This is a genomic window from Streptomyces hoynatensis (assembly GCF_003626535.1).
Classification (GTDB): Bacteria; Actinomycetota; Actinomycetes; order Streptomycetales; family Streptomycetaceae; genus Streptomyces; species Streptomyces hoynatensis.
Genome location: NZ_RBAL01000003.1, coordinates 467454 through 482033, shown reverse-complemented (window position 1 = coordinate 482033; position 14580 = coordinate 467454). Strand labels below are relative to the sequence as shown.

The 14580-nt window shown below is 75.4% G+C and carries 12 protein-coding genes and 1 pseudogene; 6 read left to right on the top strand and 7 right to left on the bottom strand.

What is annotated here, in order from left to right:
* Positions 1 to 43: 43 nt before the first annotated feature.
* Positions 44 to 2233 (bottom strand): discoidin domain-containing protein, encoded by a 2190-nt coding sequence (locus tag D7294_RS07945; RefSeq protein ID WP_120676990.1) that lies wholly within the window; start codon positions 2231 to 2233, stop codon positions 44 to 46.
* Between the two features lie 562 nt (positions 2234 to 2795).
* Positions 2796 to 3632: a helix-turn-helix domain-containing protein gene (locus D7294_RS07940; RefSeq protein ID WP_120676988.1), complete on the bottom strand. Its 837-nt coding sequence runs from the start codon at positions 3630 to 3632 to the stop codon at positions 2796 to 2798.
* 112 nt (positions 3633 to 3744) lie between these two features.
* On the opposite strand from D7294_RS07940, the gene D7294_RS07935 reads away from it, so the two are divergent.
* A complete protein-coding gene (locus D7294_RS07935) occupies positions 3745 to 4389 on the top strand; it encodes an NADPH-dependent FMN reductase (protein ID WP_120677159.1) in 645 nt (214 codons plus the stop codon).
* Between the two features lie 61 nt (positions 4390 to 4450).
* Here the strand turns inward: D7294_RS07935 and D7294_RS07930 are convergent, their stop codons facing one another.
* The 3 genes from D7294_RS07930 to D7294_RS07920 all read right to left on the bottom strand — a co-directional run bounded on the left by D7294_RS07930 (position 4451) and on the right by D7294_RS07920 (position 8638).
* Entirely contained in the window at positions 4451 to 6541 is a 2091-nt protein-coding gene (locus D7294_RS07930; protein WP_120676986.1) for a PhoX family protein, read from the bottom strand.
* A 202-nt stretch (positions 6542 to 6743) separates the two neighbouring features.
* A complete protein-coding gene (locus tag D7294_RS07925; protein WP_120676984.1) occupies positions 6744 to 7733 on the bottom strand; it encodes an NAD(P)-dependent alcohol dehydrogenase in 990 nt (329 codons plus the stop codon).
* A gap of 203 nt (positions 7734 to 7936) precedes the next feature.
* Positions 7937 to 8638, bottom strand: coding sequence for a TetR/AcrR family transcriptional regulator C-terminal domain-containing protein (locus tag D7294_RS07920; protein WP_120676982.1), 702 nt, complete (start codon positions 8636 to 8638; stop codon positions 7937 to 7939).
* 202 nt (positions 8639 to 8840) lie between these two features.
* Here D7294_RS07920 and D7294_RS07915 point away from each other — a divergent pair, with 202 nt between their 5' ends.
* Positions 8841 to 9512, top strand: a complete 672-nt coding sequence (locus D7294_RS07915; protein ID WP_120676980.1) for a hypothetical protein — start codon at positions 8841 to 8843, stop codon at positions 9510 to 9512.
* A gap of 99 nt (positions 9513 to 9611) precedes the next feature.
* Positions 9612 to 10247 carry a TOPRIM nucleotidyl transferase/hydrolase domain-containing protein gene (locus D7294_RS07910; RefSeq protein WP_120676978.1) on the top strand — a complete coding sequence of 212 codons (636 nt, stop codon included), beginning with the start codon at positions 9612 to 9614 and terminating at the stop codon, positions 10245 to 10247.
* A gap of 63 nt (positions 10248 to 10310) precedes the next feature.
* Here the strand turns inward: D7294_RS07910 and D7294_RS07905 are convergent, their stop codons facing one another.
* Positions 10311 to 10646, bottom strand: coding sequence for a YnfA family protein (locus D7294_RS07905; protein WP_120676976.1), 336 nt, complete (start codon positions 10644 to 10646; stop codon positions 10311 to 10313).
* A gap of 54 nt (positions 10647 to 10700) precedes the next feature.
* The gene (locus tag D7294_RS07900; RefSeq protein ID WP_120676974.1) at positions 10701 to 11501 is read right to left on the bottom strand and encodes a MerR family transcriptional regulator; all 801 of its coding nucleotides are present in this window, start codon (positions 11499 to 11501) and stop codon (positions 10701 to 10703) included.
* Between the two features lie 209 nt (positions 11502 to 11710).
* Here D7294_RS07900 and D7294_RS07895 point away from each other — a divergent pair, with 209 nt between their 5' ends.
* From D7294_RS07895 to D7294_RS32955, 3 genes and pseudogenes are all read left to right on the top strand, one after another.
* The gene (locus tag D7294_RS07895) at positions 11711 to 12907 is read left to right on the top strand and encodes a low temperature requirement protein A (protein ID WP_120677157.1); all 1197 of its coding nucleotides are present in this window, start codon (positions 11711 to 11713) and stop codon (positions 12905 to 12907) included.
* A 282-nt stretch (positions 12908 to 13189) separates the two neighbouring features.
* On the top strand, positions 13190 to 13660 hold the full coding sequence (locus D7294_RS07890) for a cupin domain-containing protein (RefSeq protein ID WP_120676972.1): 471 nt from the start codon (positions 13190 to 13192) through the stop codon (positions 13658 to 13660).
* Between the two features lie 270 nt (positions 13661 to 13930).
* Positions 13931 to 14506 (top strand): annotated as a pseudogene (locus D7294_RS32955) (alcohol dehydrogenase catalytic domain-containing protein); the annotation flags it as partial.
* Positions 14507 to 14580 lie beyond the last annotated feature (74 nt).

Genomic DNA, 14580 nt, shown 5'->3' with positions numbered 1-14580 from the left:
CCCCGCGGTGGGGGGGGAGCGGCCGGGTGCGAGGGGGTGGGGGTCAGGGGTAGGAGGTGACCGTCGAGGGGATGGTGTCGCTGCCCGAGGTGGGCGAGCCGGTGTCGTTGATCACGTGGTTGTACTGGCCGTAGCCGCCCAGGGAGACCACCAGCAGGTTGTGGAACCGCACCCCGGACGTCACCGGTGCGCTGAAGCCGTGGTCCTGGCGGATGCTCGGGTCGGCGCTGTAGTAGCAGTAGCTGCCCAGCGCCCAGCCCTCGTGCACGTCCACCGAGTCGTCGACCCGGTAGGCGGCGTAGCCGAGGGTGCTGCCGTCCTGGACGGCGGCCTGGTTCGGGGCGTCGTACGCCTTCTCGTTCTGGAAGAAGATCGTGCGGCCGCGCTCGCCGAACCACTCGACGTCGTACTTGTTGAAGTGCTCCACGAACAGGCCGGCGGCCAGCACGTCGTCGCCGTGGACGCGGATGCCGTAGTCGGCCCGGTTCGTCTCCCAGCCGACGCCCGTGCCGTGGTCGGCGCGCCACACCCAGGTGTGGTCGATCAGGGTGTCGTCGGCGTTGATCTCCATCGCGGTGCCGGCCCGGCCGGCGCCGGCCCCGCCGACGCGCACGAAGACGTCGTGCAGCGAGATCGGGTTCGCGCCGTGGTCCGCGGAGGAGCCCTCGGGGCCGACCTCGATCAGGGTCTCCGAGGGCGTCGGCCCCGCGTCGATCAGCAGGCCCGCCAGCTTCACGCCGTCGACGTCGCCCACCCGCAGCGCCGTCACCCCGTTGTCCGGGACGAGGGTGGCGAAGCCGAGGCCGAGCACCACCGTGTCGGGCCGGTCGATCTCGATCGTGTGGTCCACGTGGTAGATGCCGGGGGTGAACAGCAGGTGCAGGCCCTGGTCGACCGCCGCGTTGATGGTCGCGGCCGAGGTGCCGGGGCGTACCACGTAGAAGTCGTCCAGCGGGATCGACTGCCCCTCGGGAGAGCCGTCGGCCCAGGTGGTGCCGCGCGCGTTGTGGCGCAGCGCGGGCACGAACACCGCGTAGTCCTGGCCGTCCAGGTACAGGAAGGGCTTCTCGCGGGAGAGGGGCGTGGTGTCCAGGGTGGTGTAGGGCGGGTTGGGGAAGGAGGTGGCGGGGGCGCCCTCGACGCCGGAGAAGGCCATGTTCCACACGCCGTTGAGCCAGCCGCCGACGCTGCTGTCCCTGGTGTACCACTGCTGCTGCGAGTACGGGCCGACCGTGCCGTCGATCCTGCTGTCCGCGATGAACCCGCCGCTGGCCCAGCCGTAGCCGTCGGGCGCGAGGTTGAGGCCGCCCTGGACGTGCATGCGGCGGAACGGCGCCGCCTGGGAGACCGCCCACCGGTCGGTGCCGTTGACCGGGCTCAGCGACAGGTTCTCCGCGGAACGCCAGAAGTTCTGCGTGGCGTTGCCGTTGAACCAGCCCGCGTCCACGGTCACGTCGCCGTTGAAGTGGGTGTCGTCGGGTGACAGGCCAAGGCCCGCGATCTGCGTGTAGAAGCCGATCTGGGCGTTCAGGCCGCTGTAGTTGCCCGGCCGGAACAGCAGGGCGTACCGCCCGTTGCCGAACTGCGCCGACTCCTGCTGCCGGAAGACCTCGTCGAGGGTGGCCTGGATGTTCGGGGTGCCCGGGTCGAAGACCAGCACGTTGGGGCCGAGGTCCCCGCCGCCCGGCAGGGTCGGGTCGCCCGATCCGCCGCTGGTGCCGTACACCTGGAACTCCCACAGGGAGTAGCCGTATCCGGTGGACCTGGCGGTGCCGTACATCCGCACGTAACGGGCGCTGCCGGTGACGTTCACGGTGTCGGTGCCGCCGTTGCCCGCGGTGGTGGACCAGGCCGTCGTCCAGTCGCTGCCGTCGGCGGAGAACTGGATCTGGTACGCCGTGGCGTAGGCCGCCTCCCACTGCAGGACGACCTGGCTGATCTCGGCGGAGGCGCCGAGGTCGACCTGGAGCCACTGCGGGTCCGAGAAGGCGCTCGACCAGCGGGTGCCGGTGTCGCCGTCGACGGCCTGGGCGGCCGTCGTCCCGGCCTGTTCCTGGCTGGAGGCCGTCGCGGGCCTGCCCTGGGAGAGCAGGGTGGGTGCGGCCTGCGCGGGCGCGGGCACCGTCAGCAGGAGGGCGGAGCACAGCGCGGCGAGCAGGGCCGCGACGAGTCCTCGCCGGTGCGGCGGCGAGGCCCCGCGGCGCCGGCGGGGCCGGTTTCTGGCAGCGTGCATGGACAAACTCTCCAGACGGTCGTCGGGGTGGGGGGTGGTCGGGCGAATCCGGCCTGGCAACTGGCCGCACCGACCCGGGAGAGCGCTCTCCCAGCATGTTTCTGGGGGGTGTCGGCGGCGTCAAGAGCCGTGCGCGCCGGGACGGTTCCGGAACAGCCCGCGGCCGAGGGGGGTTTGGCCGCGGTGTGGGGCGGAACCGGCGGGCCCGGGGAGCGTGGGAGATGCCCGTTCCACCGAACGTTCCGAGCCGGCGCGGCCCGGGGCCGGGGGTCCGGGGGGCCGGAGGCGGGTGCGGCGGGGCCCGGCCTCACGCGGCCGGTGCCGCCGTACCCGCTGGTGTACCCGGCGGAGGGCGCGGCCCCGGCCGAGGCGGGCGAGCGCCATCTCGCCGGGTACGGGGAGCGGGCGGACGTGGCGGACGTGGCGGACGTGGTGGCGGCCCTGCGGGAGCCGGGCTTCGTCCGTGGGGAGGGTGAGTCCGCGTGGGCGCCAGGGCCGGTGCGCCGGCAGCGGCCCCCAGGCCGGCCGGCGGGGCGCGGGGGAGCTTCCGCCCCCGGGCGGGTCACGAAATGGCGCGCAGGTGGCCGTGGGTGGCGCCGCGGAGCCCGTCGACGGCCTCTGCCGTCGCCTCGTCCGCCGGCAGGAAGACCACCAACTGCTGTGCGTCGTCGATCAGTTCGAGGGTCTCCCGCTGCAGCCTGAGGGTGCACCCCGAGGGGTGGGCGAGCCGCAGGACCCCCCGCCGGGGAACCACGTGGCGGTTCAGGCGCCGGGTGAACTCGGGGCCGGCCTGGGAGGCGAGTTCCGCGGAGAACCACTCGGAGTTCTCGATGGAGGGCCCCAGCCACAGGTCGAATGCCTGCTCGTCGGCGACCTCGTCCCAGTCGGCGAAGAAGGCCCGGGCGCGGGGGTCGGTGAAGACGTAGCGGGTGAGGTTCGGGGTCTCGCCGTCGAGCAGCCCGGTCCCCTCGGTGACCACGGCGAATCCGCCGGTGTGGGCGAGGAGGTCGCCCAGCCGGTTGGTCACCACGGCGATGCCGGGTTCGAGGAGGTGCAGCGTCCGCAGGACGGAGGGGCGCACCTCCCGGCGCGGCGGCGCGGGCCTGGGGTGGACGGCGCACTCGCCGCCGGTGATCTTCGCGAGGTAGCGCAGGTGGCCGCGCTCCGCGGAATCGAGGCTGAGGGCGTCGGCGAGCGCGTTGACCACGGCGACCGAGGGATTGCGGTCGCGGCCCTGCTCGATGCGGGTCAGGTATTCGACGCTGATGCCGGCCCGCGCGGCCAGATCCGAGCGCCGCAGGCCGGGCGACCGGCGGCGGCCGCGCTCCGGCAGGCCCAGCGTCTCCGGCTGGATGCTGTCGCGTTTGGCCCGGACGAAGTCCCCCAGTGGCGTGCCCATGCCCCGAGCATAGGACGTCCGCGCCGGTCGCGGATCGCCTCAGGCTGGCCCTGCGGGGGCCAGCCTGAGCACGGTCTGGCTCGGTCCGTTACGCCGCCCGATCGTGGTGGGCATGGCAGAGAACAACACATCCGCAGCAGTCGGCGGCAACGGCAGGAACGGCGCGCCGGGCAGGCACCGGCTGGTGGTGCTGGTCGGCAGCGTCCGGGAGGGCAGGTTCGGCCCGGTCGTGGCCTCGTGGGTCGCCGAGCAGGCCCGGCTCCACGGGGGTTTCGACGTCGAAATCCTCGACCTGGCCGAGGTGGAGGTCCCGCTGGAGCTGCCCGCGGTGTCGCCGAAGGCGGCCGGCGGGGACTATCCGCGTCCGGCCGGGATGGCGCCGCTGACCGAGGCGCTGGAGCGGGCCGACGCCTTCCTCGTGGTCACCCCGGAGTACAACCACAGCTACCCCGCCTCGCTGAAGGCGGCCATCGACTGGCACTTCACCCAGTGGACGGCCAAGCCGGTCGCCTTCGTCAGCTACGGCGGCGCGGCCGGTGGGCGGCACGCGGTGCTGCACCTGGAGAACGTGCTCACCGAGCTGCACGCGGTGACCATCCGCGACGGCCTGGCCTTCCCGAACTACTTCACCTCCTGGCAGGACGGCCGCCCGCAGGACCCGGACGCCCCGGCGTACGCCAAGACCCTGCTGGAGCAGCTGGCCTGGTGGGCGGGCGCGCTGCGGGCGGCGCGCGAGGCCGTCCCGTACCCGGCGTGAGGCGGCGGCCCGGCCGGGGAGGAGACGCCCCCGGCCGGGCCGCCGCCCGGGCAGTGCGCGGTCAGGCGCCGATGCGGCCGCCGTGCTCGCGGGTCACGTTGACCACGGAGGGCCGGGCCAGGTGCCCCGGGCCGTCCGGCCACACCGAGCCGGGGTTCTCGGGCGTGGCGCCGTCGAGTTCGCCCGGGTGCTGGACGGCGACCAGGACGCGGTCCTCCTCGACGATCGGGCCGCAGGTCTCCGCGCCGATCGGGACGGTGAGGAACTGCTTGACCTGGCCCCGGTTTTGGCCGTCGAGGGCGACCCCGAAGAGGCCGTCGTTGGAGCCGAGGGCGTTGCCGTCGGTGGCGATCCACAGGTTGCCGTGCGGGTCGAAGGCCAGGTTGTCCGGGCAGGAGATCGGGCTCACCTGGTCCTTGGGGAAGCCGGCGAAGTAGGTGCCGGGGTCGGCGGGGTCGCCGCACACCAGCAGCAGGCGCCAGGAGAACCGCGTGGCGGCCGGGTCGTTGCGCGACTCCATGACCTCGACGACCTGGCCGTGGCGGTTGGCGTTGCGCGGGTTGACCTCGTCGGGGCCCGGCTGCCCGGCGGCGCCGCGGTTGCTGTTGTTGGTCAGCGCGATGTAGACGGTGCCGGTGGACGGGTGCGGCTCGACGTCCTCGGGCCGGTCCATCTTGGTGGCGCCGACGCGGTCCGCGGCGAGCCGGGTGAAGACGTACACCTCCTCGGCGGTCATCCCGGGCACGAAGGAGCGGGTGCCGCTCGCCAGCGGAATCCACTCGCCGGTGCCGTCGAACTCGCCGTCCTCGGGCAGCGCGCCGGTGCCGTCGATCTGCCCGGCGGGGCTGTTGCCGGTGAAGCGGGCGACGTAGAGGGTGCCCTCGTCCAGCAGCCTGCGGTTGTGGCGCCGCGCGGCGAGGCCGTTGCCGCTGTGGACCCGGCCGTCGGAGACGTACTTGTAGAAGTAGTCGAACCGCTCGTCGTCGCCCATGTAGATGACGACCCGGCCGTCGCGCGTCAGGCGGGGCTCCGCGGCCTCGTGCTTGAGCCGGCCGAGCGCGGTGAGCTTGCGGGGCCCGGACTCCGGGTCGAGCGGGTCGATCTCGATGACCCAGCCGTAGCGGTTGACCTCGTTCGGCTCGCGCGAGACGTCGAACCGCTCGTCGAACCGCTCCCACTTGCGCTCGCTGGCGCCGCCCGCCAGGCCGTAGCGGGCGAGCCGGGCCGCGGTCTGCCGGTCGGTGACCGCCTCGGCGTTGGCGAAGTACTGGTTGAAGTTCTCCTCGCCGGAGAGCACGGTGCCCCAGGGTGTCTTGCCGCCGCCGCAGTTGTTGAGGGTGCCGAGCACCCTGGTGCCGGTGGGGTCGGCCGAGGTGCGCAGCAGGCTGCTGCCCGCCGCGGGGCCGGTGAACTCGAAGGGGGTGGTGGCCGTGATGCGCCGGTTCAGCCGGTGCCCCGCGACCGGGCGCAGCGCCCCCGAGCGCCGTTCCTCGTCCAGGACGACGACGGACATGCCGTGGGCGGCCCAGGCGATCTCCACCTGCTCGCGGGTCGGGTTCTCCGGGTCGTACCCCGCGAACATCAGCTCCTCGTCGGTGTACTCGTGGTTGGCCACCAGCAGGCGGCGGCTGCGCTCCGAGGGCAGGTCGAGCAGCGCGAGGTAGTCGCAGTTGTAGCCGAACTGGGCGGCCTGGGCGGCGGCGCGCTGCCGGGCGGGGTCGAAGGCGGGGGCGCCGCGCAGCACCGGGTCGCCCCAGCGGATCACCACCTGCTGCTCGTATCCGTCCGGCACGGTGACGGCGTCGGCGCGGTTGGCGGCCACCGGCCGGAAGTCGAGCCCCCGCGGGGAGCGGCCCGGGTGGCGGCCCGCCGCGGCGGCGCCGGGGGTGGCCGCGGCGGCGCTGCCGGTGAGCGCGCCGGTCGCGCCGGCGGCCAGCGAGACCACCGCGCCCGCGAGCAGCAGGGAACGCCGGGAGACGGCGTGGGCGATCACGTCGCCGAGGTAGGCGTTGTCCGAGGTGTTGGGCACCGGGTGGTCGCAGGCGTTGCCGCAGCGGTACTGGCAGGTGCGCGCCGAGCGGCCGCCCTGGTGCGGGGCCAGCAGGGGCAGCGACACGACGCGCCGCGGCTCGTCGGGGGAGGATGGGTGCACAACGTCTCCAAGCAGTTCTCGGGGGCACGCGGCCGGCCGCGGATGGATCGTTCGATCCCGAGGGAGGACGTTAGGCACTCACTCGCCCGTCTCCGTCAACGGACACATGAACAACGGGTGAAGCCCTGACGTGCAGGTTTGGGCCGGCCGGGTGCCGCCCGCGGAGGGCCAGGCGCCGGCCGGGCCCTCCGGGGGCGCGCCGTCAGGGGACGGTGAGCACGCACTTGCCGCGCGCGTGGCCGCCCTCGACGTGGCGCATGCCCTCGGCCGCGCCGGACAGCGGGTAGGTCCGGTCGATCACCGGGGTGACGCGGCCGGCCTCGACCAGCGCGGCGACGGCGAGCAGGTCCTCGTGGGCGGGCCCGGAGGGAACCGAGGGGCTGAGGGTGCGCAGCCGCTGCCGGGCGAAGGCGTTGGCCGCGGTCACCCGCAGCATGGCGCCGATCGCCCCGAAGGCGTGTCCCGGGGTGCCGCCGGCGTTGGCCACCAGGGTGCCCGCCGGGGTGAGCGCCCGGCGCAGGCGGCTCAGCGGGCGGTTGCCCACGTTGTCCAGGATCAGGTCGTAGCGGGCGCGTTCCCCGGTGAAGTCCTCCCGGGCGTAGTCGACGACGTGCGCGGCGCCCAGGGCGCGCACCAGGCCGGCGTTGCGGGCGCTGCACACGCCGGTGACCTCCGCGTCCAGCGCCGCGGCGATCTGCACGGCGAACGTGCCCACGCCGCCGGCGGCCCCGTTGACCAGCACCCGCTGCCCGGCCCGCAGCCGGCCCACGGCCCGCAGCCCGCGCAGGGCGGTCACCGCGCCCATCGGCACCGCGGCGGCCTCTTCGAAGCTCAGCCGCGCGGGCTTGGGCACCAGCAGCCGTGCGGGGGTGCACGCGTACTCGGCGAAGGCGCCCCGGCAGAAGCCCAGGACCTCCTCCCCCGGCCGCAGGCCGCGCACCCCGGCGCCGACGGCGGCCACCCGCCCGGCCGCGTCGATCCCGGCCACCCGGGACCTCGGCCGGGTCAGCCCCATCGCCCCCGTCAGGCGCGCCACGTACGGGTCGCCGCGCATCATGTGCCAGTCGTAGGGGTTCAGCGCTGCCGCGTGCACCCGCACCAGCACCTGCCCCGGGCCGGGCTCGGGACGGTCGGTGTCCGTCAGCCGCAGGACGTCCGGCGGTCCGAACCGTTCCTGAACGATCGCCTGCATCGGGTCGCCCCCTCTCCGCGGGCCGGGCGCCACCGCGGCGTCCGCGGGCTGCCGCCGGCCTGCGAGTCCGGAGGTGTACGGCGTACACCCCTCCCTCGGCACGCTAGGTGTACTGCGTACACCGGTCAAGGGGCGGGGCGGAGCCGGGCGGGGAAGGGGGGCGCATTCCGGCCACGGGGCGGCGGGGGCCGGCGGGGCGCGGATCAGGCCGCGTTGCGGAGCCGTTCGAGGCCGTCCAGCGTCAGGTCCAGGGCGAACTCGAACTCGTACTGGTCGTCGCAGCCGGGGCCGACCACGGAGTCGGGGTCGTGGGCGACGGCCGCCGCCAGCTCGGTGAGGTGCGGATAGCGCGCGGCCATCTCCTCGGGCGGCGGGGCGTCCGGGTCCGGCTCGCGGCCCGGGCCGTCCTCGAACAGCTCCTGGGAAAAGCCGAGCAGGCGGCTGCCCATGACGTGCATCGCGTGATGGACCAGGTCGATCGGGAACCCCCCGGCCCGGAAGATCCCGACCATCGAGTCCAGGTACGCCATGACCGCGGGGGTCGGGGTGGCCCGCGCCTTCATCCGCGACTCGATGACCTCGGCCGCCCACGGGTGCCGCAGCAGCATCCGGCGGGCGGACAGCACCCGGCGGCGCACGGCCGTCTTCCAGCCGGCGTCGGGGGCCGGCGGGTCGATCTCGCGGAGGAGGACGTCGATCATGCCGTCGAGCAGGGCGTTCTTCCCGGCCACGTGCTTGTACAGGGCCATGGGCACGACGCCGAGGGCTTGCGCGATCCGCCGCATGCTGAGCGCCTCGGCCCCGCCCTCGTCCGCCAGGGCGACGGCGGCGCCGAGAACCCGCTCCCGGCTCAAGGGGGCGCGGGGCTGCACGAGGGCACCGGCCTGCGTGGCGATCTCCACCATCTCCTCCCGCCGGGGGCCGGGGCCGGCCCGCGGTCCCGTTCTCCCCGACGAATGTAACAGCGGCCACCCGGCGCACCTCCGCAATGCGCCCGCAGCACCGGCCCCTTGACGGGCGCGGCCGGGGCGGGCCCGGGCCCGGGCGTGGCGCCGGTGGCCGGTAAATGCGGTGGCCGCGCCGGGGGCGCGCCGCTAGGTTCGCGACGTGCCCCTGATTCCCTGCTCCGACCTGTCGCCGGCCGACTGGATCGTGTCGAGCGAACTCCCGTGGGACCGGCTGGTCGGATTCGGCCCCTCCGGTTTCCCGGCCTACGCGCGGCTGCGTTTCCTGCCCGACCCCGCCTTTCCCGGGCAGAGCGAGAACGACGTCGAGGCAGTCGGGGACGAGACCGAGGAGGAGCGGCTGCGGGCGCTGTTCGGCCTGCTCGCGGCGCACACCGGGACCCCGGAGGACTGCTGCTTCTGCCTGTGGGACGGCTACGGGGACATCTACGGTGGCGATGCCGTGTCCGTGCTGGTCGTCGGCGAGGACGGCGGGGAGCGGCCCGTGCCCCGGGTGGCGCCGGCCTTTCCGCCCGAGGTGCTCGGCGGGCCGAAGGTCGTGATCCCGCACCGCTCCTACTTCCTGTTCCGCGGGCCGCTCTCCGCGGCCTGCGACTGGGGCGCGGCGGAGATGTGGCCGGGGCAGCCCCGGCTGGACATGCCGGGGCCCGCCTTCGCCTGGCCCGCCGACCACGCCTGGTGCGTGGCCCACGACGTCGACCCGCACTGGGCGGGGATCGGCGCGGACGCCGGGACCATCGACCGGCTGCTGGCCGATCCCCGCCTCGACGTGGTGCCCGCCGACCCCGGCCGCACGCAGCCGGCCTACCGCTGAGCGCGCCGCGCCCGCCCGCCGGCCCGGACCGCGGCGGGGGAACCGGACCGCGGCGGGCGGCGCCTACCGCGGCGGGCGGAAAGGTTGCAGACTCCTCACATGACTGACATGGGGGCCTTCCGGGAGGCGGTCACGGCGTGGGCGGCCGGGGGTGCCGCGCGGGCCGGGGATGCCGGGGTCGCCGCGCGCGAGCTGGCCGCGCGGCTGCCCGTCCGGGTGGCCGTCCTGCTGGAGGGCCCGAGCGACGTGGCGGCGGTCGGCGCGCTGGCCGCGCGCCGCGGCCGGGACGTGGCGGCGGAGGGGGTCTGCGTGCTGGCGATGGGCGGCGCGATGAGCGTCGGGCGCTTCGCCGGCCTCCTCGGGGCGCCCGGCCTCGGCCTGCGCCTGACGGGACTGTGCGACGAGGCGGAGCGCGAGTACTACGCCCGCGGGTTCCGGCGGGCCGGCGCGGCACCGGACGGGTTCTTCGTCTGCGCGGCCGACCTGGAGGACGAGCTCATCCGGGCGCTCGGCGTGCCGCGGGTGAAGGAACTCGTCGAGGCGGAAGGCGACCTGCGTTCCCCGGAGACCTTCCTGCGGCAGCCCGCGCAGCAACACCGCAGCCCCGAGCAGCAGTTGCGGCGCTTCCTCGGCACCACGTCGGGCCGCAAGATCCACTACGGCCGGGTTCTCGTGGAGGCCCTCGACCCCGGCCGCATACCCGCCCCGCTCGACGGCCTCCTCGCCGTCCTGTGAACCCTTCCCCCTCGCCGAACACGGTGCCCGCCGCCCCGCCGGGCCGTTGCTCCTCACGCGCCGTCAGGAGCCGCGCGGCGCATACATGATCAACGCCATGCCGGCCAGGCACACCAGCGCGCCGATGACGTCGAAACGGTCGGGACGGTAGCCGTCGGCGAGGACGCCCCAGGCTATCGATCCGGCGACGAAGACCCCGCCGTAGGCGGCCAGGATGCGGCCGAAGTGGTCGTCGGCCTGGAAGGTGGCCACCAGGCCGTACAGGCCGAGCGCGACGACGCCGGCGCCGGCCCAGATCCAGCCCCGGTGCTCGCGCACTCCCTGCCACACCAGCCAGGCACCCCCGATCTCGAACAGGGCGGCGACCAGGAACAGGGCGACGGAGCGGACGACGAGCACGGCGGGTCCTTCTGCGGGGAGGCGGGGGTGGGAGGCGGGCGGGGGCGGCGTGCGTCAGGCGGCGCCTGCGAACAGTTCGGCCAGCAGTCCCGCGCCCTCGGCCGGGGCGCGCACCTCCAGGTGGAGGTCGGGCCCGTCGAGGTGGAGGCGGAAGTCGAAGAACGCGCAGCAGCCCTGCTCGGCCGCCGCCAGCCCGGCGACGGCCGCCGCGCGCGAGGCGGGCAGCGTGAGCCGCAGCCCTTCGGGGATCTCGCGGCGGGGCGCGCCGGTGAGGACCCGGTGCCAGGCCGCGACGCGCTCGGTCATCCGCTCGCCGGTCAGCGAGCACGCCACCGGCGCCGTGCGCCACCGCTCGCGTTTCTCCTCGGCGGCGCGGCGGCCGGGCGCGGCCACGGGCTCCGGCCCCGCGCCGGGCCGGGAGGCGCCAGGCTGCCCGGTGGTGGGCCCGGTGGGGGTGAGGAAGCCGCATCCGGGATCGCACCGGCCGGTCCGGTCCGGCAACGCGTCCAGGCGCGCAAGCGCCGCGCGCAGGGTCGCGGCGAACGCCGCCGACTGCACCGTGCGCTCCTCCACGGCCGCCAGGCGGGCGCTGAGTCTGGGGCGCAGGCCGGCCTTCACCTCCCGGCACGCCCCCGACTCCCACACGTCCAGCAGCTCGGCGATCTCCTCCAGGGTCAGCCCCAGGTGCTTGGCCGCCCCGATGAACGCCAGCCGCTCCACCGCGTCCTCGCCGTAGATGCGGTAGCCGGAGGCCGTCCGCCCGGCGGGCAGCAGCCCGGCCGTCTCGTAGAACCGCAGCGTGGTCGCCGGAACGCCGGTGCGTGCCGAGAGCCGGGAAATCCGCATCACGCTCATACGGCCGACCGTAGACCTTCGACAGGACTCGAAGGTCAACGGCCGGCGGCCACGCCTGCCCGTCCGGCGCCCGCGCGCCCGCCCCCGCGGGGGCCGCGTGCCGGTGGCGGCACCCCGCGGCGGAGGCCGCGCCGGGGCGCTGGGTATCCTGCGCCGGGCTCGGTCGAACGGAATCGAGTCCCGGCTCTGCCCAGGGGGACTTCGTGACCATGGCCAAGCCGCGGGCCCGGATCGTCGCGACCGAGGACGGCCACCGGGTGACGCCCGCGGAGCTCTTCTTCGACCTGGTGTTCGTGTTCGCGATCACTCAGGTCACCGCCCTGCTGGCCGCCGACCCCTCGGGGCTGCGGCTGCTCGGCGGCATGGTGGTGCTCGCGCTGCTGTGGTGGTGCTGGTGCTGTTTCGCGTGGCTGGGCAACGTGGTGCGCGCCGACTCAGGGGCGATGTTCGCGGTGCTGGTCACGGTGATGGCGGTGCTGCTCGTGGTGTCGCTGACCGTGCCCGAGGCGTTCTCCGACATGCCGGGCGGGCTGTTCGCGCCGCTGCTCCTCGCCCTGTGTTACGGCGCGGTCCGGGGGCTGCACCTGGTCACCTACTGGCTGTCGAGCGCCGGAGACCAGGCGCTGCGCGCCACGCTGCTGCGGACGGCGCTGCTTTCCGTGGCGCCGCCGTTCGTGCTGCTCCTGGCCAGCAGCGCGCTGCACGGGGCGGCGCAGGTCCTGGTGTGGCTGGGCGCGGTGGTGATCGACTACCTGGCGATCTTCGTCACCGGCGCCTCCGGCTGGCGGGTCAACTCCCCCGGCCACTTCGCCGAACGGCACGGCCTGATCCTGCTCATCGCGCTGGGCGAATCGTTCATCGCGATCGGCGTGGGAATGACGGGGCTCCCGGTGAGCGCCCCGATCCTGGCCGCCGCCACGGCCGGCCTCGCCGTCGCCGCCGGGCTGTGGTTCCTGTACTTCCGCCAGATCAGCGGCCCGGTGGAGCAGGCGCTGGCGCGCGCCGAGGGCGACGACCGCACCCGGCTGGCGCGCGACGCGTACACCTTCCTGCACCTGCCGCTGGTCGCGGGCGTCGTCCTGTGCGCGCTGGGGATCAAGAAGGTGCTGCACCAGGTCGCCGACGCCGGGCACTACGAGCTGTCTGACCCGCTGCACGGCGTGGTGGCCTGGGCCCTCGCGGGCGGCGTCGGGGTGTTCCTGCTGGCCGCGGCGGGGCTCGCGTTGCGGACGGCGGGGCCACGGCCCCGGGCGCTGGTGGTGGCCGGGCTCTACTGCCTGTGCGCGGGCCCGCTGGTCGCCGTGATCCCGGCGCTGCCGGCGCTGGCCCTGCTGGCCGCCGGGGTGACGGCGACGGTGTGGCTGCACGGGCGTGCGGCCCGGGCCGCCGGGGTCGCCCCGGCGTGAGGCGCGCCTGCCGCGGGCGCGGGCGGCGCCCCGCGGGTTGAGCGCGCCCCGGGGCGGCGACCTCGGCCTGCCGACGAGGAGTTGACGGGGCATCGGATCGAGCCGGAAGGCCGCCGCCCCTGGCGTACTCTCCCGGCCCCATGTAATGATTGAACGGTCAATGATTGAACCGTCAACTAGATCGGCCGCCCGGCCGCGGCATGCCCCGCCGCGCGGCGCGCTTCCGCCGGACCGGCAGCCGATCGGGCCACCTCGGCCGGAAAGGCCGGGAAGGAGCACGCGTTGACCATCGCACTCATTCGCAACCCGGGCGAAGGCACGCCCTACCGCTACTTCAGCAGCGTGCAGGAGCAGGTGGTGTCGACCACCGAGACCGAGGGGGCGGTCACCGCCCTGCGCTTCACCATGCGCCGCGAGGACGCGCCGCCCCTGCACGTGCACACCCGAGAGGACGAGAGCTGGGTCATCCTCTCCGGCCGCGTCAGGTTCTGGATCGGCTCGGCCTCGCTGGCGGAGTGCCAGGTGCACGACGCCGGGCCCGGGGCGTACGTCTACAGCTCCCGCAACATGCCCCACACGCTCCAGCCGCTCACAAAGACGGCGGAGATCCTCGTCATCAACAACCCCGGCGCCATCGAGGGCTACTTCCGCTCCGTGGGAGCGGCCGACGCCCGCCACGACGCGGCGCACGCCGCCGACCTGGCCGCCTACGGCGTCTCGCTGCTGGACGACCCGCCGCCGCACACGCCCTGACGCCCCGCCCGGCGGGCCCCCCGGCGTGCGGCGGTGGGCCGCGCGCCGGGGCCCGCCCCCGCCGCGCCCTCCCGCACGCGGGGCCGGGGCACGGGGCGGGGCGCCCGGGGATCAGCGGGCGCCGGTGGCCCCCCGGGGGCGCCGGGCCGGTGGTGTGCTGGAAAAGGGCCGGGCGGAACGGGGGCCACGTTCCGCCAACTCCTTTGCCAGGGCCCCGGCTTCCCCTGGCGCCCCGCCTTCGGCGCGCTCGGCGCCCCGCCTTCGCGAAAGAGGTTCCCTCATGCCTGCCGCGCCGGGCACGAGATCGCCGGGCGCATCGACGCGCTCGGGGAGGGCGTCGAGGGGTGGGAGGTGGGCGAGCGGGTGGCCGTCGGCCGGTTCGGCGGCAGCTGCGGACGCTGCCCGGCCTGCCGTGCGGGCGCCCTCATCCACCGCGCGCGCCTGCGGGTTCCCGGCGGGGCCTGTCCCGGCGGCTACGCCGAGGCCGTGGTCGTTCCCGCCACCGCGCCGGCCCGCATCCCCGACGAGCTCACCGCCGTCGAGGCGGCCCCCATGGGCTGCGCCGGCGTGTCCGCCTTCCGCGCGCTGCGGCGCGGCCCGGCCAGGCCGGGCGACCTCGTCGCCGTGCTCGGCCTGGGCGGACTCGGCCACCTGGGCGTGCAGTTCGCCGCCCGGCTCGGATGCGAGACCGTGGCCATCGCCCGGGGCGCAGGCAAGGCCGGGGCGGCCAGGCGGTTCGGCGCCCACCACTACCTCGACAGCATCGAGGGCAACGTGGCCGGCCGGCTGCGGGCCCTGGGCGGCGCCGCGGCCGTGCCCGCCACCGCATGGTCCTCACCACCGGCAGGTGACCCGCCCGGCCGCCGGCGAGGGGGGTGCCCGGGCGCGGGGGCGGGCGCCCGGCCGGCGCCGCCGCCGCG

Bases quoted from the DNA above. Each gene is read 5' to 3' on its own strand.
- D7294_RS07945 (WP_120676990.1), bottom strand. From the start codon at position 2,233: ATGCACGCTGCCAGAAACCGGCCCCGCCGGCGCCGCGGGGCCTCGCCG.
- D7294_RS07940 (WP_120676988.1), bottom strand. From the start codon at position 3,632: ATGGGCACGCCACTGGGGGACTTCGTCCGGGCCAAACGCGACAGCATC.
- D7294_RS07935 (WP_120677159.1), top strand. From the start codon at position 3,745: ATGGCAGAGAACAACACATCCGCAGCAGTCGGCGGCAACGGCAGGAAC.
- D7294_RS07925 (WP_120676984.1), bottom strand. From the start codon at position 7,733: ATGCAGGCGATCGTTCAGGAACGGTTCGGACCGCCGGACGTCCTGCGG.
- D7294_RS07920 (WP_120676982.1), bottom strand. From the start codon at position 8,638: ATGGTGGAGATCGCCACGCAGGCCGGTGCCCTCGTGCAGCCCCGCGCC.
- D7294_RS07910 (WP_120676978.1), top strand. From the start codon at position 9,612: ATGACTGACATGGGGGCCTTCCGGGAGGCGGTCACGGCGTGGGCGGCC.
- D7294_RS07900 (WP_120676974.1), bottom strand. From the start codon at position 11,501: ATGAGCGTGATGCGGATTTCCCGGCTCTCGGCACGCACCGGCGTTCCG.
- D7294_RS07895 (WP_120677157.1), top strand. From the start codon at position 11,711: ATGGCCAAGCCGCGGGCCCGGATCGTCGCGACCGAGGACGGCCACCGG.